Origin of the sequence: Bacillus sp. FDAARGOS_1420, from assembly GCF_019344915.1 — a bacterium.
Lineage (GTDB): Bacteria > Bacillota > Bacilli > Bacillales > Bacillaceae_G > Bacillus_A > Bacillus_A mycoides.
Genome location: NZ_JAHWJB010000002.1, coordinates 138,756 through 156,141 on the forward strand (window position 1 = coordinate 138,756; position 17,386 = coordinate 156,141).

Here is a 17,386-nt window from a genome sequence, read left to right on the forward strand (position 1 = left end):
CATAGTAAAAAGACATCTTTATGATTAAAGATGTCTTTTTACATTTCTTTCGTAATATCATACTGCAACAACTGCCGTTGATCATAAAACTTCTCAAAAACGATGCCCATTACATAGAAGAACAACAGACCGAAGCAAATGTGAATGAGCGTAAAGGTAGCTCCAAATGAAGAAAATTCATACACCATAATCGGTAATTTCGCAGTTGTCCAAACACCTAAGAAAAATACGATGTACCTAATGCTGGCGCCTTTTTTTAATAGTAGTGCTGCAATCGGAAAGGCAACATAGAGGGGACCAGCTGCAATACCGCCTAATAATAGAGAGAATAATATTCCATATATGCCGGACTTTTCTCCCATGTATTTCATTAGTGTTTCTTTCTTCACCCACTGATCAAGTAACCCTACAAATACTAGGACAGGGGGGAGTAGAAACAACATATCTAAAATGCTATTCCCCGTTAATTGTAATGCGCTCCATCCTAAAGATTGGTTTATAAAAGTTAGAATGATAAGTCCAATCAGCAGAATGAAAAAGAAGCGATATCTTTTTAGTTCGTTCATACCATCACCACCCAAATGATATATGAGAATAGGAGTGACATGAGTAATGCAGATGCATTACGAGCGTAAGCAAAGCTTTGTCCGAATATCTTTTGTTCCATCGGCAAGGTTGTGATTCCTACTGACATTAGTGTAGACATGAGTGCCGCAACTTGAGGAAGACCTGCGCCGTGCTGTACTAACGTATTACCAAGTGGGAACACGATAAAGCTTGGGATAAGTGCCACAGATCCGAGTAGTGCTGAATAAATAATACCTAAAAATCCAGACTGTTCTCCAATGATGGAAGAGATGAAGGACGGCGTTAAGATAGAAAGTGATAGTCCAACGAAAAGCATAATGGAGAGCATGGCAGGGAGGAGGTTTTGAAATATTTTCCATGATTTTAATAGGGCAGCTTTCGTTTTATTCCGATCTTTCATAAAAGAAATCCCCGTAAGAATAATGGCCAAAGTGTAAAGGATAGCACCATTAATCATGATTAGATTCTTTTAAGTCTTTATATTTGTCTAAGAAAAATGATAAGTTTTTCATTTTTTCCTCAATATCCATTTGAAAATCCGCTAATTGTTCTTTTCCGGCTATAGTAATTTTGTACATCTTTCTCGGCTTATCTGGAACGGATGTACTTACATAAGATTCAATAGCGCCTTCGTTTTCTAATTTCTTCAGCGTGCGGTAAAGGATGGCACTATCGATTGGATTGACCGGAAGTTCTTCCACGCATTTCTGAAGTAGCTGTCCGCCATAGTTATCACCTTCTGCTAAAAATAACAAAAGAAATGCACCTGTATGTCTTCCTGTATGTTTCATGAATATACCTCCTAAAATATATACTGTTAATGACAGTATACTGTTGTTAACAGTATATGGTGCATGAAGTGCTATGTCAATTTTAAAATGGTACTGAGGGGAAATGGCAATTCCTGTTTTAATCTTGTTAAATAACAAAATAAAAGCCTACTGTTTTCTTGTGACAGTGGCTTTCATAGTTGGTAAACTACTATATTACGCTTAGGGAATCTCGCACTTTGATAGTAACACATATATGTTAGCCCTATATTGAGAAATAAAAAAAAGACACTCTCAAGAGTGCCTCTTATTAGCAGCCGAATCCGCCGCCCCAACAGCTAGCTCCAACGATGATTAATAAGATAAAGAGCACAACAAGTAAGGCGAATCCACCGCCAAAACCACAGCCTCCACCACAACTACCACCATAGCCTCCACAACTACCACCATAGCCCATATTAACTCCTCCTTCCATAAAGTCCATATATTAATGGATTTATATCACTTTATGTTTTTACGGATAAACTTGAGCAGGTCCCTTTGAAAAATAAAAGTACTCGGTATTTTAAAAGAGTTGACGAGCGTATTTTTGTCACGAGTATTCCGCTTATTACATATGGTATTTTATTCTGTGCATTGGGGGAAAGGAGATCGTTATGGCTAATTCTGAGATGATATTACGTTTACTTACGGATTTAAAGATTGAGCAGCAAGCTTTAAAAGAACAGCTGGAGAAAATGCAAACAGCTTTGAGTATTCTTGAAGAAAAACCAACTATTCTTGAAGAGAAATCAACTACTCTTCAAGAGAAACCAGTTGTTACAAAGCAACGTGGACATTCTGGGTTTCCAACATCTTTTCGTGATTGGAGAGCATCTTCTCAAAAGAACTAAGGAAGCCTGTTATAGTGAGTTATACAAAATCACAAATGAAAAAGTACAGTCTACTGTAGTTAATACAGAGGCTGTACTTTTTGTTATGTTAGTATAAGTTGTGATAGGTGGTTTGTATTTTCTTTGACTATTCCGCCTTTAACTCGATCCCTTTATCCAGCATATCTCCATTAATTTTCAAAGTTAATCCCTGCGTATTTTTCGGTACATCGAATACAATGTTCCCTTCCGAATTTTCATTAGGATTAAGAACACCAAATTTAAATGTAGCAGTATTTGCAGCTTTAAGTACTAATTGAGATTCATTAGAAATGTGATATTCTCTTCCGGTTCCGTCAATTAATTTAAAGTTATTGCTATTTAGTGTAATGGGTTCCTCTTGACGATTATAAACTGCGACGTCTAATACTTTAAATACACCTTGTGCTTTAACTTCTCCATTACCTATAACATCTAATGAATCGGCAGAGTGTATTGATATGTATACATCAGAAGAATCTCCCTGGGTGGGAAGTTCTTTTTGAGGATCCTTGTTGCTAAGTTCATCATTTTTTGTTTCTTTAGAAGTCTCCTGTTCGTTTTTCGTGTTACTGCTAGATGTATCATGTGAACTGCAAGCTGATAATCCAAATAAGAATGTGCTACATAATAATGATGTTACTAACTTTTTGTTCATAGTTTCTTCCTCCAAAATAAAAGTACTTTCATGGGTGCCATAATGATTTAATAAATCTGTATTTTTCTTTATATGTATTAAATGTTACATTTTATTATATTGGTTTTGGGATGAAGGGGAAACTTGATGCAAATAAACAAGACACTTTGCAGTGTCTTGTTTATTTAAGTTATGCGCATTACTTAATAAGACGCTAGTTTCTCATCCTGAACATGAGTAACTATGTAGGGTGTTTTAATTATAACATTTTAACCAGTAATGGGTCTATATGGAATTTGTATAATGGGTACGTTTTATTATTTGGAATGACAGATGTAGTATATTATGTTGGGATTTGATCTATTAAAAGCAGTAGACAAGGTAAAGGATCATACCATATTTCATAATTTACACAAATTGTGTAGAAAAGTATGGAGCGATATTTCCCTTTACACGAACATAAAGGTATAATATAGTTTAGTTAAGTTAACTAAACTATATAACGAAACGAAATAAAATAACAGCATGACTGGAGGAAGAATGCTATGACTAGATCGTATAAAGAAGTAATTAATGAAATGAATCGAGCCTACAATGACTTCTACATTTTACTATTTCAGGAGTTAAAGGATGAGTTCGGCCTTACAGGGCAGCAAGAGAGCATGCTATTTTATATCAATTCAAATGAAAACACGACAGCAAATAATATTGCGAGTACTTTTAATATATCGAAAAGTGCTGTGAGCCAAGTTTTATCGAGATTGGAAAAACAGAAGATGATTTCGAAACAAGTAAACCCTAATAATAAACGGGAGTATTTCCTTACACTTGGTCCAAACGGTAGTAAGTATATAGAGCGGTTGTCTGAGTTAGATGACGTATTAATTGAGAAATACTTTTCTAAAATCGATATAAATGCTTTAGAGCAAATGACTGATACGTTAACGAAAATAAATAAAGTTATATTGGAAGAAAAACAGAAGGCTATTGATTCTAATGAGTAAGAAAGTCTACATGAAGGGATTATTAGAAAGGAGGAAAATACTGTTATGAGTTACATACCAAATATGATCACGATAGCAAATTTTGTATGTGGGCTTTTGGCTATTTATGCTGTTTTCGTTCACGATATGTATTTGGGGGCAGTTTTTATTATTACAGGAATGTTATTTGATTTTTTTGATGGCATGGTCGCTCGGAAACTTGATGCTGTTTCGGAAATAGGTGGAGAGTTAGACTCATTTGCGGATTTAGTTACTTTTGGTGTAGCACCGTCTATTCTTGCATATAGTGTCGCTTTAAAAGATTTGCAGTCCATCGGGATGTTATGTGCGCTTGCTTACAGTGTTTGTGGCATGCTTCGACTTGCGAGATTTAACACGCAACAAAGCAAACCTCCGACATTTATCGGAATGCCCATTCCATTTGCGGCAATGTGTCTTCTCATTTTATGCTTTTTGAATAATCCAGTTTCCGTGGCGTTTGGCACATGCATACTCGCTTATTTAATGGTGAGTAAAATAAAATTCCCTCATTTTAAAAAAGATATATCGGAAAGCTTGAAGTCCGAAAGATGGGATTAATGAGAAAGATAAGGAGCATAACATGATTCGTATGGCATTAAGATCATTCAACATACAAATATATTGTTTGCTAGGCGTGATGTTACTGGGATGGTTGATGACACCTTTTCGAGCCCAGTTTGTAGGGATAAGCATCGGCCTTTTAGTTAGTATGTACTGCGTATGGATTTTAGGGAGGCGTATTGAAAAGTTCGGAGATAGCATTGTAAAAAAAGAAAAAGCACCAATGCTTGGCATGATGAATCGGTTTGCAGCCGCAATACTCGGAGCGATTATTATGTATGAGATTGAACACCATGAATTCATGTGGACATTTGCTGCTGGAATTATGGGTGGGTATTTCTTAATTATTATTAATTTAGGGTATTACAGTATGAGAGATGTGGAGGAATAAAGAGCTGTGTAAATAACTAATTTGAATGATTTGAATGTAAAAACCTAAAAACCTAAAAACCTAAAAACCTAAAAACCTAAAAACCTTCCTTTATAGAGAACTTTTTCTTACAAAGAAAAGACACCCATATAAGAGTGTCTTTTCCGATAGTTTTTTAGCAGAAGCAAGAAGCTCCAACAATGATTAATAAAATAAACAATACAACTAATAAAGCAAAGCCGCCGCCACAACTACTACAACTGCCACCAAATCCCATAATAGTTCCTCCTTTAATAAGAGGGGAAACAAGGGGTCACTCATGTATTTTAACGGATTCAATTTACTTTATGTTTTTTACGCAATAATTGAGCAGGTCCTTTTGAAAATAAAGAAAAGACACCCTAAGGTGCCTTTCTCCGACTTGAACCATCTTAATTTTAATAATATTGGACTCCCGTCCAAATATTATTTTACCATGTTAATTTGTTTTTGGAAATATTCCATATCGATAATTACAATACACGTTTTAGTTTTTGAATTATTTATCTTTCTAAAAGTTGAAATTAATAAGAACCCCATAAATGATAAACCATTCCACTAACGAAAAACACTAATCCTAAAAACAAAACAATTAAAGCAAGTACTCCATTTTGATTATGTTCCATAAAACTAGCTCCTTTTAGATTTATAGCTGTTTATTCTTTCATACAAAAAAGCCTTTAGTCGTAATTATGGCTAAAGGCTTTGATCATTATACTTTTCACATTATAAAATCTTATGAGAAGAATTTATAATGTTTTTTTATCAAATTTGAAACTGAAAATGTACTAGCTTGATAATGAAGCTTGGCTATTAGAATTGAAAAATTTTAGTTTTATTATAATTAATAGAAATGAGAGTAGTGTGAATATAAATCCGCTCCAAATAAGCTGGTGAATACCTAAGTTTGAAATGAACCAGCCTCCAATAGTTGTTCCTAAAGTAATTCCGAGATTTGAGAATGAAACGAATAGGCTATTACCGAATTCAGGTGCTTCTTTTGCTTCGCTTATTAACCATGTTTGACCAACAATTAATCCGCCAGCATGTACGATTCCCCAAATGAATACGATAAAAATCATTGGAACAAGGTAGGAACCTAAATAATAAACCAATATGTAAACAATAGAATATAGGATAGGGAATAATATTACTGTATTTACTATACTTTTTTGCAGGAGACTACCAAATAAATGATTGCCTAAAATCATAACGATACCAAATATGAACAGCATGATACTGATGAGAGATCCATTCATGGAAGTTACTTTTGCAAGGTATTCAGCGAAGTAGCTGTATACGGAAAACATGGCTGCAAAAAGGAATGTGACGGTTAAAATATTTAACCATAATCCTGGTTTGCCGAGTATACGAATTTGTTTGCCGAATGACATTTTTTCTTTAACGGGCATAGAAGGAAGTAGGATTAGTATTCCAATGAATGCAAGAGTGTTAACAAGCGCTCCGAATAAGAAAGCAATTTCGAGTGAAAATTGGTCTGCAAGGTAGGAGGTTAGTGGTACACCTAGAGCAAAGCCAACAGTAATTCCCATGAAAACTTTTGTAACCGCTTGACCGCTCTTTTCTGGAGGGACAAGTTTAGCAGCTGTTACAAGAGCGATTGAAAAGAAGAGTGGATGAAGTGCTGCCGGTAAAATACGAAAAATAAGCATGATTTCAAATTGTGTTGTATAAGCGTAGATTATATTTGAAATAACAAATGCAAAAATTGCTGATAATAAAATTATTTTACGATTAATACTAGAGACGAGCAGAATTAAAAACGGACCAGAAATAGCAACAACTAGTGCAAATATACTTACTAAAAATCCAGCTTGTGTAGTCGAAATTCCGAATTTTTGAGTGATTTGTGGTAATACGCCGACAATCCCCATCTCGGTAGTAATAATTCCGAACACACCTATTGCGAGTGTCAGAATAAGTAAAGGATTTACTTTTTTCATTTATAAAACTCTCCATTCGTATCAGTATTTTGAAAGTAAATTCATTAACAAAGAAGCATTATTACAAGTATGATTGGATGCCAATTTTATCAGGACTATGTAATTTAAAATACAATAACAGATATCTAAATAACTAGATATGATATATTAAAAAATTTTCTCCTTTCTATGTTTCTTGCTTTTATAGGTAGTGGAATCTTATAAAAAGTAATTGGATACCCGTAAAAAGCAGAATGTGTGAAAGCTAATAATCAATTAGTATGCAGATTGATTATTAGCTTTCATTTTATAATTCGTTTTGAACGTATTCAGAAAACTCTCGTATTGTTTTTTCATTTCGGCGATAGTAGGTCCATTTTCCAATTCGGTCAGAGTCTAGTAGTCCTGCTTTTTTCATAGTTAATAAATAACTAGAAATAACCGATTGGGCTAAGCCAGTTTTAAGCTGGATATCTCCTACGCACACTCCAACTTGAAAGCTAAGGCCTTGCTCTAGATAAGGTTTTTCATCGAAATGGTTTTCTGGATTTTTCAACCATGATAAAATTTGACATCTTGTTTCATTTGACAATGCTTTATAAATTAATAAAGGTTCCATAAGGATATTATATCTACTTTTATAGATTTGTAAATGGGTTTTGGTGATTTTAAGGGGAGAAGGTATATGTGATCCCCTTAAATAGGAATGAGGTGCTCTTAATCTGTACCCTTTGTAAAGGACATTCTAAAAAAAGTTAGGCAACCTAAAAAAGATGATTTCGGTATGCAAACAGGAGTCATCTTCTTTAAATTCTATTGATAGCAAGAGTGATTATAGTACGTCATATATTTCTTAATTTCATGTTTTAACTGAACAAACGATTCACATGATTTTATATATGCTTCATCGGTTAAAGTACTACGAGGATTACGTGCAAAAATGATAATATTGTTAGGTTTAAGCATGTTGTTGCCTAGCTATCAATGGCGGATTCCTAAGAAGAGTAATAATAAAACCTAACTGAAGATTTAAGAAAAATTTTATGTTTACCCCACTTTTTATTTTAAAAGTTTTTCCTATCCTATAAATGAGTTACATCAAGAAGGATACTAAAAACGACAAAGTCATAGATGAAAATGTAAAGTTAGGGGATTCTACATGCATACAGGAGTTTTGATGAGTTATTTGTATACTTATTTTTTTACTATTATTTTTTGTGTAGTGTTTCAAATTGGATTGTATTCTAAAGCGAAAGGAAATGTATCTATTCGGCATTTTCTATGGGTATATATTTTTCTGTTCTATCTTTCGCTAGTGTATAAGGTGACTCAGATCGCGACTGTATGGGATATAAGTCGATATGAAACGTGGATTCGTGTAAATCAAATTAATTTGACTCTATTTGATACGGCAGGTAGTACGACGTATCTTTTGAATATTGTACTGTTTATGCCGTTCGGTTTTTTATTACCTACTATTTGGCCGCAGTTTAGAAAAATGAAAAACACCGTATGTGCGGGATTCTTTTTTTCATTGGCAATTGAGTTAAATCAATTATTAAATAATAGAATTACAGATATTGATGATTTATTTACGAATACCCTCGGGGCGATTGTTGGGTATGTATTATATAAAGTATTATATACAGCATTATTTAAAATGATATTGAAAAGAGAGGGGAAAAAGCTTGATACGAAGTCTTCTTTCGTCATAAAATACGAAGCTGTTTTTTGTTTAGTGTGTTCATTTGTAGGTGCGATGTTCATTTATTATCCTGGAGATCTGTAAGCTACGATCTCGATTATAAAAACAATGTGCTGAATAGATCATTAAAGAAGGCTTTTTAAATTTTCCCTAGAATGAACAGTAATGAATAATCTAATTCCTTAATGTAATAAGGAGGCAGTAAAATTTGAACAGGAAAATTTGGGTTGTAGTTACTTGTTTTGCTTTTTTAGTAGCTAGTTATATTTTTGTCCAATATTTTATTATGGATGGTTTTCAAACAGGGCTTGTAAAAGTGAAGCTTATGTTTGGATCTAAATTAAGTGCGTTCTGGTATATGATGCTATTTATACATATTACAACTAGTATAGTAGCATTAGTAATTGGCCCGTTTACATTATCCACTAAATTTAGAGAAAGGAATATCAACCGTCATCGAATAGTTGGGAGAATCTATCTGGTTGGTATATTATTAGGAGGCATTTCTGGATTATATCTATCCTTTTATGCTACGGGAGGATTGGTAGCGAAGCTAGGTTTCGGTTTGTTATCTGTATTTTGGCTAACATCAGCATATCAAGCGTTACATAGAGTTAAGAATAAAAAAATTAAAGAGCATCGGAATTGGATGATTAGAAATTATTCTTTAACCTTTGGAGCAGTTACATTAAGAATTTGGCTACCGCTGTTTATAGTTCTATTTGGAATAGAGCGGTTTGAACTTAGTTACGCTATTATTGCTTGGTTAGCGTGGGTACCTAATTTAATTGTTGCAGAATTATTCATAAGAAAAAGACTTAATAAAGGAAAATACCAGGGAAATGAGGATTTACATTTTTAATGTAAATTTGCTGTAATATTGAGGGCAGAATTCTTCAGTAATTGAATTTTTTAATAGCTGGATTTCGTTTGTAGATTCAAAAATCCACTAATTTTATTGAATAAATAGAAAATACTTTCTTTTTTCGTCTGTTTAATTTAATATCAATAAGGGCACCAAAAAAATAGATAGAGGTGCTAAAATGTACGGTATTATTAATTATGAAGTGTTTTTACTAACAGGAATTTTATTGAATTTAATTCCTGGTGCAGACACCATGTACATTGTGGGGAGAAGTATTTCACAAGGTAGAAAAGCAGGTGTGTATTCTGTTTTTGGTATTATTACTGGTTCTTTAGTTCATACGTTGTTGGTTGCTTTTGGTTTATCTATTATACTTACAAAATCCATTGTGCTATTTAACGCTATTAAGGTTATAGGTGTTATCTATCTTGTATATTTAGGGATTAAAATGATACTTGATAAGACAAATGTAGCTTTCCAGGCCACATCCAATAAATTGAACATTAGAAAGATATATGTACAAGGACTTTTAACAAGTCTGACGAATCCAAAAGTTTCTTTATTCTTTATTGCGTTTCTTCCGCAATTTATAGATACAAAGGCTTCAGGTCCTATGCCTTTTATCATTTTAGGACTTACTTTTACAGTAACTGGACTATTATGGTGTTTATTTGTTGCTTATTTCTCTTCATATGTTACAAAAAAATTAAGAGGAAACCAAAAGGTAGGAATGATTCTAAATAAGATAACAGGACTGATTTTTATTGGTATGGGGTTAAAGTTGCTTCAAACAAAAGCTCCTCAATAAACCTGAATAACATAAAAATGCCCCCTTTCAAGAGATGTAATCTTAAGTTTAGGCTAATTTCTACATACTAAAAAGTCCCTTTAACTTTGAAGGGACTTTTTGCTTGTTATTTTGAGTTATCTAAAAATTTATTTCAAGAAACAACCTATACTTTAATAGACGTTGTACGAGTTTAGCTTAATAGTAATGGGGTAAGCACAGCGGATATTTCAAGGTGAGGAATGTTAAAGAGTTTTTAATGTTTAAACGTGATGGCATATGGAAAGTAAGAGAAGTTGCCTTTCAATAAATATACGTACAAAATAGGATGGCCAATTGAAGCCATCCTATTTGTATTACCAACTAGCAGTTTCCGTACTTTCTTTCAACCACTTCACCCAATCAGAATCCTCCACCTTAAGCAAACTAAGCGAAACACCTTTCATATCTAAAGAAGTTAGAAGGGTACCAACTTTTACGAATGTAATCTGTAATCCTTCCAGCTCACATAAACGGCGAATGTCATTTGCGAAAATGTATTGCTCCATTAATGGTGTCGCACCTAGTCCGTTAATGAGGATGGCGAAGTTGTCACCTTTTCTCCAGCGATAAATGCTTTTTAGTTTGTTCATAAGTTCGATCGCTAATATTTCAGAAGAGGATAGTGCTTCTTTGCGGTAACCTTTTTCGCCATGAATACCAACGCCGTAAAACACTTCATCATCGTTTAATGTGAATGAAGCTTTTCCTTTCACTGGGTCATTCGCAGGTGAAAGTGCGACTCCTAATGTGTGTAAGTTTTTGATGACAGCTTGCCCAAGTACTGTTAGTTCTTCTAAAGAGTGACCATTAAGAGCAGCCGCACCAAGTATTTTTTGAACGAAAACGGTGCCAGCTACGCCGCGTCTTCTTTTATTAAAAGAAGCATCATCTTCAATTGAAACGTCGTCATTTACGATGATGTGGTCAATTTTTCTTCCTTCTTCTTTTGCGGTTTGTTCTGCCGCTAAAAAGTTTTCTACGTCATCTTTAAAGTTTTTAATAATGAATAAAATACTTTTATCTTTTGGCATGAGGCGAGTTGCCACCACAATTTGTTCGACTGTAGGCGGAGTGAAGATACTGCCGTTTACGGCCGCCGTAAGCATGCCTTTTCCTACATAACCAATATCAGCTGGTTCATGTCCGCTACCACCGCCGCTTATGATAACAACGTCTTGTTTCAGTTTTTCTATATCTTTTACATAAATGATGTTATTTGTTTCATCGTAATTCACTTTGTCGTTATGTTCAAAATAAAAGCCATGCATCATATCTTGAACGATATTTTGTACATCATTCATAATCTTTTTCATTGCTTTTGCCACCCTTTAATTACTTTGCTGATTGCTCGAGTAATAGTAGTAATTGATTGTTTATCATATTTTTCATGAGAGAAGACATAATGGACGGATCTACTTCACATTTACTTTCAATCCAATCTTTTATCGTCCCAACGAAGCCGTGACTATAAAAGGAGGCAATCGTATTTTTTGTCTCATCAGAAAGGTTGAATCCACAGCTCACAGATAGTTCATCAATAATTTTCATATATAAGTTTTTCGTATGCTCAAATAAATAGTGATTAAACGAGTTTTGCTCAATGACTTTAAATGCATTTCGGTAAAATTTTTGATTTTCATAAAAGTAATCAAATAATAAATCGAAAATGTTTTCCCACGTTTCATAGTCGAGAAAGTCGATAATGTTTTCCTTCGTTTCTTCTCTATAAATCCAGCTTAATAGTTCAAATTTATCTTTAAAATGATAATAAAAAGTTTGCCTACGCATTTGACAGTGTAACATAATATCGCTCACTGATATTTTATGAAACGACTCTGTTTCCATTAAATACTTCAATGAATTCGCGATTATCTTTTTAGAAATTATAGAAGAGGTCATCTTAATCATCCCTAGAATGTAGTAATATGAAAATCTTATCTATACAGTGAAACTTTAATCAGTGGGGAGGTTCATCCCCCACTGATTAGTAGCCTTCACCAATCGGGCATTTACGGGCAGTTGATCTCCCACCTAACTTCTTTGCTTTCATTGCATTTTGAGGTGGGGGTCTTACTGCCCGTTAATGCGGGATAAATGAGAGCGGTGTCTTTAGACAGATTGTCCATTTTGTCCGTTTACTATAAAACGCTTTCATTTTAACATGAGTAGTAAGAAGAAGATTTCAAATATATCACAATATATTAAAGGAATTGAGGGAGAATCACAATGAAAAAGATTATAAACAAACCAGAAACATTAGTAATGGAAATGTGTAACGGAATGGTGATGGCTCATCCAGAGCTTGAGCTTTTGAAAAAATATAAAGTGATTAAGAAGAAAGAAATGAACGAAAATAAAGTAACGTTAATTAGTGGCGGCGGTAGCGGTCATGAGCCAGCACATGCAGGACTAGTCGGAAAAGGAATGTTAGATGCGGCAGTGTGCGGAGATGTGTTTGCTTCTCCTTCGCAAATTCAGGTCTATCAAGCAATTAAAGAAACAGCTAGTAAAAAAGGTACGTTATTAATTATTAAAAATTATAGCGGCGATATTATGAATTTCAAAAACGGTGCACATTTAGCGACTGAAGATGGAATTGAAGTCGACTACGTAAAAGTAGACGATGATATTGCGGTAGAAGATAGCCTGTATACAGTAGGACGCCGCGGTGTTGCGGGAGTTATTTTAGTGCATAAAATTGCCGGCGCAGCAGCGGAAGAAGGAATGGATTTAGGAGCGGTGAAAGCTATCGCAGAAAAAGCAGCGGCTAACGTGCGTACAATCGGTTTAGCGTTAACTTCTTGTACAGTTCCAGCGAGCGGATCACCTACTTTTACACTTGCGGAAGATGAAATGGAATACGGCGTAGGTATTCACGGTGAACCAGGTATTAAACGTGAAAAAACGCTGTCAGCAGATGAATTAGCTAACCGTATGACAAATGATTTAATAAAAGATTTAGGAGTAAAAAATGGTGAGGAAATCGCACTTCTAGTAAATGGTTTTGGCGGAACACCACTGCAAGAACTTTACCTATTTAACAATGCAGTTACGAGAGAATTAGCTGCTAGAAACATTAAAATTAATAGAGTATTCGTCGGTAATTATATGACGAGTATTGATATGGCTGGTATGTCTTTAACAGTGATGAAATTAGATGACGAGTTAAAAACGTTGTTATCGAAAGAGTGTAATACACCAGCGTTTAAAGTAGATGGACCAGTTGAGAGTGTAGAGTACGTGAATGTGCTTGAAGATGTAGAAGAGAAGGAAGTTTCCTTTGAAATAGAAACAGCGGAAGAGCACGCTGTTATTAAAAATCATGTCATTACATTAAATAACATGATTTATCTCGTTGATAAAATGAGTGATATTATTATTAAAAATGAAGTACCGTTCTGTGAGTTAGATACACATGCAGGTGACGGAGACTTCGGAATGAGTGTTGCAAAAGGATTTAAGCAATTAAAACGTGAGTGGCATTCTATTGTAGATCAAGAGAACGTAACAATCGGATCATTCCTTGACGGTTGTTCAATGATTATTATGGAACATTGTGGCGGCGCTTCTGGTCCAATTTGGGGCGGAGCATTCCGCGCAGCTAGTAAAGCAGCAGGCGAAAAACGTGAGTTAACAGCCAAAGAGTTCGCTGAAATGCTGCAAGCGGCACTTCACGGCATACAATCTATCGGTGAAAGATCGTTCGGTAGAGGAGCAGTAGTTGGTGATAAAACACTTGTTGATGCACTTGCTCCATGTGTAGACTCTTGGTTAGCTAGCGCTTCAAACGAAGTAGACATGAAAATTGCCTTTGAAAAAGGAGCAGAAGCAGCGGTTAAAGGAGCAGAGTACACGAAAGAAATCGTAGCTCGCATGGGCCGCGCCGGTACAGTTGGTGAAAGAAGCTTAGGCTATCCAGACGCAGGTGCGCATGCACTTGGAGTTATCTTTACGGAGATTGCGGGTAGTTTGAAATAGGAATTAGAAAGTCCCTCTGCCTTAAGGCGGAGGGACTTTTATATAGTTAGTTGATTATATGTAGAAGACTTCTTTCGGTGCTCTCTCTGTAAAATATGAGTTTGTTAATATTTTTGATAAAACCTTATTTCAAAGCTACACCTAATATTTCTCAACATGAATATATTGAAAATAGTTAGAATATTTAAGATAATCGTTTGTGAAGAAATATATTATAAAAAAAGGGGGAATTTATTTTGTTACGTCGCTTATCTATTTGTACTTTATTAACAGCTTTTATGTTTACTTTGTTTACATTTAACGGCTCTGCTTTCGCGGCTACGAATACCACTGAAAATGAAACTGTAGTAGCAGCTTGCGCAAAGGGAGGTACGGTAGGTGTATATGGTGCAAAGATGCGCAGTGGTTACACTGTTGGATCACCTGTCTTACATACATTTAATAATGGTGAGAAAATTACTGGAACATGGGTAACAGGTGAGTATGTTCAAGGTCATTACAGTAATTCTAAACAGTGGTTAAAAGTTACCTATAAAGGGATGACAGGTTATGTATCCCATACAACATTATATAACGTTTGCTCATAAAACTATGTACTATAATAGCTTTTGATGTATTGAGCTAATCTCTTCTAGGGATTAGTTCTTTTTTATCTCCTAGTTTTTAATGGAGCATTTTTTTTGAAAAAAACCAACGATTCATTAAATCGATGGTTTTATATTTATATATTATTCATTTGTATCTATATCAAATTTTTCAGTGCTTTTTGCTTATTTGAGAGATTTCTTCAATCAAATTGTATTTGAGACTTAGTTTTTTTGTGATTGCAGCTTATCAATTTTCCAGTTTGTTTCTAGAGGGTCTAAAGAGCTTTCAATATAAAACATATATTCATCTGTGGTACCTGGTACTTCAAAAGCAATTTTCAATTCTACTGTTTCATTTGGTTTAACTTGTATATCAGAAGGGTTTTGGTCAATCACCTTGCCTTCATAGGCCTTTCCGTCTTTTTCATCTTTTAAGTTATATTTTAATTCTGATAGTCCAATCATTTGACCTCGTACATTTTTTACAGAGATATTAACAACGACGGAATCGTTGTTAGCATTTAAATATGCACTTTGAACGGTGGCCAAGTAATAGCCTCCTTTAGCACTCTCACCAACTAATAAAATACCTTGTTCCAAGCGACTAATATCTTCTTTCTCTTCTTCTTCAAAATTTATTAATTCTTCATTTACATTTTTTGCGGCTGGTTCTTCTATTGGACCATTTTCAACGGCACTCTCTTGTTTATCTTGTGTGCAAGCAGCCGTAACACTGACTAATACTAGAATTAAAGTAAGTAATATGGATGGTTTTCTCATAAAATTGATCTGTCTCCTTAAGTTTCTCAATTCTGTGCAACTATACATATTATAAAGCGATTCTATTAAGATTAAGATTAACATAATGTCTCATTATTGGCTCAAAATAGGGGGTCTTTTAGACACCTTATTCTTGTTTTTTATTAATATGATTGGTGTATTTACTCTAGTTGTAGCGAAATCGTCCGTTGTTATCATTCCTACTGTAAATATGTAATTAGTATTATTTTATTCATTAAATATCTCCGGTTTTTCAACTCTAAATGATTTCACCTCACCGCACTCTAAACAAAATGTAGTTAATAGTTTGGAACGTTTCCCCACTGAAAAAAGCCTACTAGAATCATCCTCACAAACATATGCATGATAAGCAAATCCAACTCTTCCTTCTTTAAATGTAGTAGAACCACAATTCTCGCATCGTTTATTTTTCATGTTACTAACACCTCATTTGATTGATATTTATTTTTCTGTGTTTTTAAGATAGAAGTAAAGCAACTTAGTTATAAATGATGTTTTCGACATGATACAACATACCCCTTTATATATCCGCAAGTAAAACAACACCCTATAAATCTCTATAACAATATGATGTTTCATATATCATTTAATGTTTATCGGAAAAATAAGTATTAAAAGATTGATTTTTATTATTCTGATGATTATAATAAATAAAAAACAATCAAACAATTCTTATGTTGAGAAGTGGAGGGACGGGCCCTATGAAACTTCGGCAACCTCGTTTTAGACGAAAGGTGCCAAATCCTGCAGGTGAAAAAACACCTGAAAGATAAGAGCGGTTCACTTAGTCAAGAAGGCTACTCTTATTTCGATAAGAGTAGCTTTTTTTATGGCTAAAAGTTAAAGGGGAATAGGTAGTGGAGTACGGTTTTTGGTTACCGATTTTTGGGGGATGGCTTCGAAATGTAGATGATGAATCTATGCAGCCTACGTTTGAGTATGCAAAACAAACAGCGCAAGCAGCAGAACAATTAGGCTTTTCAACAAAACTTATTGCGGAATTAAATTTAAATGATATAAAAGGTGTTTCAGCACCAAGTTTAGAAGCATGGACAACTGCGGCAGCACTTGCTGCAGTAACGGATAGATTAGAGATTATGACAGCTGTAAGACCTGGCTTCCACAATCCAGCAGTTACAGCGAAAATGGCAGCAAATATTGATCAATTAAGTAATGGCCGTTTTACATTGAATGTAGTTTCAGCATGGTGGGAAGAAGAAGCGAGACAGTATGGCGGAGTATTTACCGCACATGATGAAAGGTATGATCGCACAGAGGAATTTGTAATAGTTTTGAAGGAGCTTTGGAAAGAAGAAGAGTTTTCTTATAAAGGGAACTTTTATGAGCTTCATCATACACATTTAAGTCCAAAACCTGTGCAGAAACAAGGCATTAAGATTTATGTAGGTGGTGAGAGTGAGCGAGGAAAAGAGGTAATCGTAAACCACACGGGTGCATATGTAATGCACGGGGGAACAGTGGAAGAAGTATCTGTGAAAATAGAAGATATGAAGAATCGTAGAAAGAAAGTCACCGAGGAGCCATTGCAGTCATTCGGGCTCGCGGCTTACGTCATTTGTCGTGATACAGAAGAAGAGGCGTTAGAGGAATGGAGACGCATAACGGATGTGAAAGAGGATGCTTTAGGTTACGCGGGTAACATATAAAACTATTATATTTTATTATAACAAAATACAGCAAAGACATTTGGAATGAAAAAAATAAAGTAATTGCACTCCTACTTGCTACAGGCTTTACAATTAGTGCAGGTGGGTTT

Annotated in this window: 21 protein-coding genes, 2 pseudogenes and 1 riboswitch; of the genes and pseudogenes, 10 read left to right on the top strand and 13 right to left on the bottom strand. The window is 34.6% G+C overall.

The window, feature by feature from the left end; genetic code table 11:
• Positions 1–38 precede the first annotated feature (38 nt).
• The 4 genes from I6L50_RS10915 to I6L50_RS10930 form a co-directional block, all read right to left on the bottom strand.
• A complete protein-coding gene (locus tag I6L50_RS10915) occupies positions 39–566 on the bottom strand; it encodes a permease (protein WP_113733431.1) in 528 nt (175 codons plus the stop codon).
• Complete coding sequence (locus tag I6L50_RS10920; protein WP_219301432.1) at positions 563–1,045, bottom strand: hypothetical protein; 483 nt, start codon at positions 1,043–1,045, stop codon at positions 563–565. The genes I6L50_RS10915 and I6L50_RS10920 overlap by 4 nt, the downstream gene beginning before the upstream one ends.
• Positions 1,038–1,379 carry a PadR family transcriptional regulator gene (locus tag I6L50_RS10925; RefSeq protein WP_113936656.1) on the bottom strand — a complete coding sequence of 114 codons (342 nt, stop codon included), beginning with the start codon at positions 1,377–1,379 and terminating at the stop codon, positions 1,038–1,040. Before I6L50_RS10925 ends, I6L50_RS10920 begins: the two co-directional genes overlap by 8 nt.
• Before the next feature lie 289 nt (positions 1,380–1,668).
• The gene (locus I6L50_RS10930) at positions 1,669–1,815 is read right to left on the bottom strand and encodes a YjcZ family sporulation protein (protein ID WP_000540380.1); all 147 of its coding nucleotides are present in this window, start codon (positions 1,813–1,815) and stop codon (positions 1,669–1,671) included.
• Between the two features lie 199 nt (positions 1,816–2,014).
• Between I6L50_RS10930 and I6L50_RS10935 the strand changes: the two genes are divergently transcribed.
• Positions 2,015–2,251, top strand: coding sequence for a hypothetical protein (locus tag I6L50_RS10935; protein WP_002087264.1), 237 nt, complete (start codon positions 2,015–2,017; stop codon positions 2,249–2,251).
• A gap of 127 nt (positions 2,252–2,378) precedes the next feature.
• Here I6L50_RS10935 and I6L50_RS10940 read toward each other — a convergent pair whose 3' ends face one another.
• On the bottom strand, positions 2,379–2,927 hold the full coding sequence (locus I6L50_RS10940) for a DUF4352 domain-containing protein (protein WP_219301434.1): 549 nt from the start codon (positions 2,925–2,927) through the stop codon (positions 2,379–2,381).
• A 524-nt stretch (positions 2,928–3,451) separates the two neighbouring features.
• Between I6L50_RS10940 and I6L50_RS10945 the strand changes: the two genes are divergently transcribed.
• Genes I6L50_RS10945 through I6L50_RS10955 form a run of 3 tightly spaced genes read left to right on the top strand, consistent with a single transcriptional unit; the run spans position 3,452 to position 4,883 of the window.
• Entirely contained in the window at positions 3,452–3,910 is a 459-nt protein-coding gene (locus tag I6L50_RS10945; RefSeq protein ID WP_219301436.1) for a MarR family winged helix-turn-helix transcriptional regulator, read from the top strand.
• 45 nt (positions 3,911–3,955) lie between these two features.
• The gene (gene pssA / locus I6L50_RS10950) at positions 3,956–4,489 is read left to right on the top strand and encodes a CDP-diacylglycerol--serine O-phosphatidyltransferase (protein ID WP_219301438.1); all 534 of its coding nucleotides are present in this window, start codon (positions 3,956–3,958) and stop codon (positions 4,487–4,489) included.
• Positions 4,490–4,511: 22 nt separating this feature from the next.
• Positions 4,512–4,883, top strand: a complete 372-nt coding sequence (locus tag I6L50_RS10955) for an ATP synthase subunit I (protein ID WP_219301440.1) — start codon at positions 4,512–4,514, stop codon at positions 4,881–4,883.
• 154 nt (positions 4,884–5,037) lie between these two features.
• On the opposite strand, the gene I6L50_RS10960 is transcribed toward I6L50_RS10955, so the two are convergent.
• The 4 genes and pseudogenes from I6L50_RS10960 to I6L50_RS10975 form a co-directional block, all read right to left on the bottom strand.
• A complete protein-coding gene (locus tag I6L50_RS10960; RefSeq protein WP_000505688.1) occupies positions 5,038–5,139 on the bottom strand; it encodes a YjcZ family sporulation protein in 102 nt (33 codons plus the stop codon).
• Positions 5,140–5,689: 550 nt separating this feature from the next.
• On the bottom strand, positions 5,690–6,865 hold the full coding sequence (locus tag I6L50_RS10965) for an MFS transporter (protein ID WP_219301442.1): 1,176 nt from the start codon (positions 6,863–6,865) through the stop codon (positions 5,690–5,692).
• Positions 6,866–7,151: 286 nt separating this feature from the next.
• Positions 7,152–7,463, bottom strand: coding sequence for an ArsR/SmtB family transcription factor (locus I6L50_RS10970; protein WP_002087249.1), 312 nt, complete (start codon positions 7,461–7,463; stop codon positions 7,152–7,154).
• A 194-nt stretch (positions 7,464–7,657) separates the two neighbouring features.
• Positions 7,658–7,759, bottom strand: a pseudogene (locus I6L50_RS10975) (TetR family transcriptional regulator); the annotation flags it as partial.
• Between the two features lie 244 nt (positions 7,760–8,003).
• Between I6L50_RS10975 and I6L50_RS10980 the strand changes: the two are divergent.
• The 3 genes from I6L50_RS10980 to I6L50_RS10990 all read left to right on the top strand — a co-directional run bounded on the left by I6L50_RS10980 (position 8,004) and on the right by I6L50_RS10990 (position 10,222).
• Positions 8,004–8,633, top strand: coding sequence for a VanZ family protein (locus I6L50_RS10980; protein WP_219301444.1), 630 nt, complete (start codon positions 8,004–8,006; stop codon positions 8,631–8,633).
• Positions 8,634–8,757: 124 nt separating this feature from the next.
• Positions 8,758–9,411 carry a DUF2306 domain-containing protein gene (locus I6L50_RS10985; RefSeq protein ID WP_219301446.1) on the top strand — a complete coding sequence of 218 codons (654 nt, stop codon included), beginning with the start codon at positions 8,758–8,760 and terminating at the stop codon, positions 9,409–9,411.
• 181 nt (positions 9,412–9,592) lie between these two features.
• The gene (locus I6L50_RS10990) at positions 9,593–10,222 is read left to right on the top strand and encodes a LysE family translocator (protein ID WP_219301448.1); all 630 of its coding nucleotides are present in this window, start codon (positions 9,593–9,595) and stop codon (positions 10,220–10,222) included.
• Between the two features lie 335 nt (positions 10,223–10,557).
• Here I6L50_RS10990 and dhaQ read toward each other — a convergent pair whose 3' ends face one another.
• Both dhaQ and dhaS read right to left on the bottom strand, forming a co-directional pair.
• Positions 10,558–11,556 carry a DhaKLM operon coactivator DhaQ gene (dhaQ, locus tag I6L50_RS10995; RefSeq protein WP_219301450.1) on the bottom strand — a complete coding sequence of 333 codons (999 nt, stop codon included), beginning with the start codon at positions 11,554–11,556 and terminating at the stop codon, positions 10,558–10,560.
• Positions 11,557–11,575: 19 nt separating this feature from the next.
• Positions 11,576–12,142 carry a dihydroxyacetone kinase transcriptional activator DhaS gene (gene dhaS / locus I6L50_RS11000; protein ID WP_098324526.1) on the bottom strand — a complete coding sequence of 189 codons (567 nt, stop codon included), beginning with the start codon at positions 12,140–12,142 and terminating at the stop codon, positions 11,576–11,578.
• A 327-nt stretch (positions 12,143–12,469) separates the two neighbouring features.
• Here dhaS and dhaK point away from each other — a divergent pair, with 327 nt between their 5' ends.
• Together dhaK and I6L50_RS11010 are read left to right on the top strand one after the other, a co-directional pair.
• On the top strand, positions 12,470–14,221 hold the full coding sequence (gene dhaK, locus I6L50_RS11005) for a dihydroxyacetone kinase subunit DhaK (protein WP_219301452.1): 1,752 nt from the start codon (positions 12,470–12,472) through the stop codon (positions 14,219–14,221).
• A gap of 236 nt (positions 14,222–14,457) precedes the next feature.
• Positions 14,458–14,808, top strand: a complete 351-nt coding sequence (locus I6L50_RS11010) for an SH3 domain-containing protein (RefSeq protein ID WP_219301453.1) — start codon at positions 14,458–14,460, stop codon at positions 14,806–14,808.
• Positions 14,809–15,030: 222 nt separating this feature from the next.
• On the opposite strand, the gene I6L50_RS11015 is transcribed toward I6L50_RS11010, so the two are convergent.
• Entirely contained in the window at positions 15,031–15,588 is a 558-nt protein-coding gene (locus I6L50_RS11015; RefSeq protein ID WP_219301455.1) for a DUF4352 domain-containing protein, read from the bottom strand.
• A gap of 228 nt (positions 15,589–15,816) precedes the next feature.
• On the bottom strand, positions 15,817–16,023 hold the full coding sequence (locus tag I6L50_RS11020; RefSeq protein WP_219301457.1) for a hypothetical protein: 207 nt from the start codon (positions 16,021–16,023) through the stop codon (positions 15,817–15,819).
• Positions 16,024–16,278: 255 nt separating this feature from the next.
• A riboswitch (SAM riboswitch) is annotated at positions 16,279–16,385 on the top strand.
• Between the two features lie 81 nt (positions 16,386–16,466).
• Here I6L50_RS11020 and I6L50_RS11025 point away from each other — a divergent pair.
• Positions 16,467–17,267 (top strand): annotated as a pseudogene (locus I6L50_RS11025) (LLM class flavin-dependent oxidoreductase); the annotation flags it as partial.
• Positions 17,268–17,386: the final 119 nt, after the last annotated feature.

Coding starts and splice junctions, on each gene's coding strand:
- I6L50_RS10990 (WP_219301448.1), top strand. CDS start 9,593: ATGTACGGTATTATTAATTATGAAGTGTTTTTACTAACAGGAATTTTA.
- dhaQ (WP_219301450.1), bottom strand. CDS start 11,556: ATGAAAAAGATTATGAATGATGTACAAAATATCGTTCAAGATATGATG.
- I6L50_RS10935 (WP_002087264.1), top strand. CDS start 2,015: ATGGCTAATTCTGAGATGATATTACGTTTACTTACGGATTTAAAGATT.
- I6L50_RS10965 (WP_219301442.1), bottom strand. CDS start 6,865: ATGAAAAAAGTAAATCCTTTACTTATTCTGACACTCGCAATAGGTGTG.
- I6L50_RS10940 (WP_219301434.1), bottom strand. CDS start 2,927: ATGAACAAAAAGTTAGTAACATCATTATTATGTAGCACATTCTTATTT.
- I6L50_RS11015 (WP_219301455.1), bottom strand. CDS start 15,588: ATGAGAAAACCATCCATATTACTTACTTTAATTCTAGTATTAGTCAGT.
- I6L50_RS10960 (WP_000505688.1), bottom strand. CDS start 5,139: ATGGGATTTGGTGGCAGTTGTAGTAGTTGTGGCGGCGGCTTTGCTTTA.
- dhaS (WP_098324526.1), bottom strand. CDS start 12,142: ATGACCTCTTCTATAATTTCTAAAAAGATAATCGCGAATTCATTGAAG.
- I6L50_RS10955 (WP_219301440.1), top strand. CDS start 4,512: ATGATTCGTATGGCATTAAGATCATTCAACATACAAATATATTGTTTG.
- I6L50_RS10915 (WP_113733431.1), bottom strand. CDS start 566: ATGAACGAACTAAAAAGATATCGCTTCTTTTTCATTCTGCTGATTGGA.
- I6L50_RS11020 (WP_219301457.1), bottom strand. CDS start 16,023: ATGAAAAATAAACGATGCGAGAATTGTGGTTCTACTACATTTAAAGAA.
- I6L50_RS10945 (WP_219301436.1), top strand. CDS start 3,452: ATGACTAGATCGTATAAAGAAGTAATTAATGAAATGAATCGAGCCTAC.
- I6L50_RS10930 (WP_000540380.1), bottom strand. CDS start 1,815: ATGGGCTATGGTGGTAGTTGTGGAGGCTATGGTGGTAGTTGTGGTGGA.
- I6L50_RS10970 (WP_002087249.1), bottom strand. CDS start 7,463: ATGGAACCTTTATTAATTTATAAAGCATTGTCAAATGAAACAAGATGT.
- dhaK (WP_219301452.1), top strand. CDS start 12,470: ATGAAAAAGATTATAAACAAACCAGAAACATTAGTAATGGAAATGTGT.
- I6L50_RS10925 (WP_113936656.1), bottom strand. CDS start 1,379: ATGAAACATACAGGAAGACATACAGGTGCATTTCTTTTGTTATTTTTA.
- I6L50_RS10920 (WP_219301432.1), bottom strand. CDS start 1,045: ATGATTAATGGTGCTATCCTTTACACTTTGGCCATTATTCTTACGGGG.
- I6L50_RS10980 (WP_219301444.1), top strand. CDS start 8,004: ATGCATACAGGAGTTTTGATGAGTTATTTGTATACTTATTTTTTTACT.
- pssA (WP_219301438.1), top strand. CDS start 3,956: ATGAGTTACATACCAAATATGATCACGATAGCAAATTTTGTATGTGGG.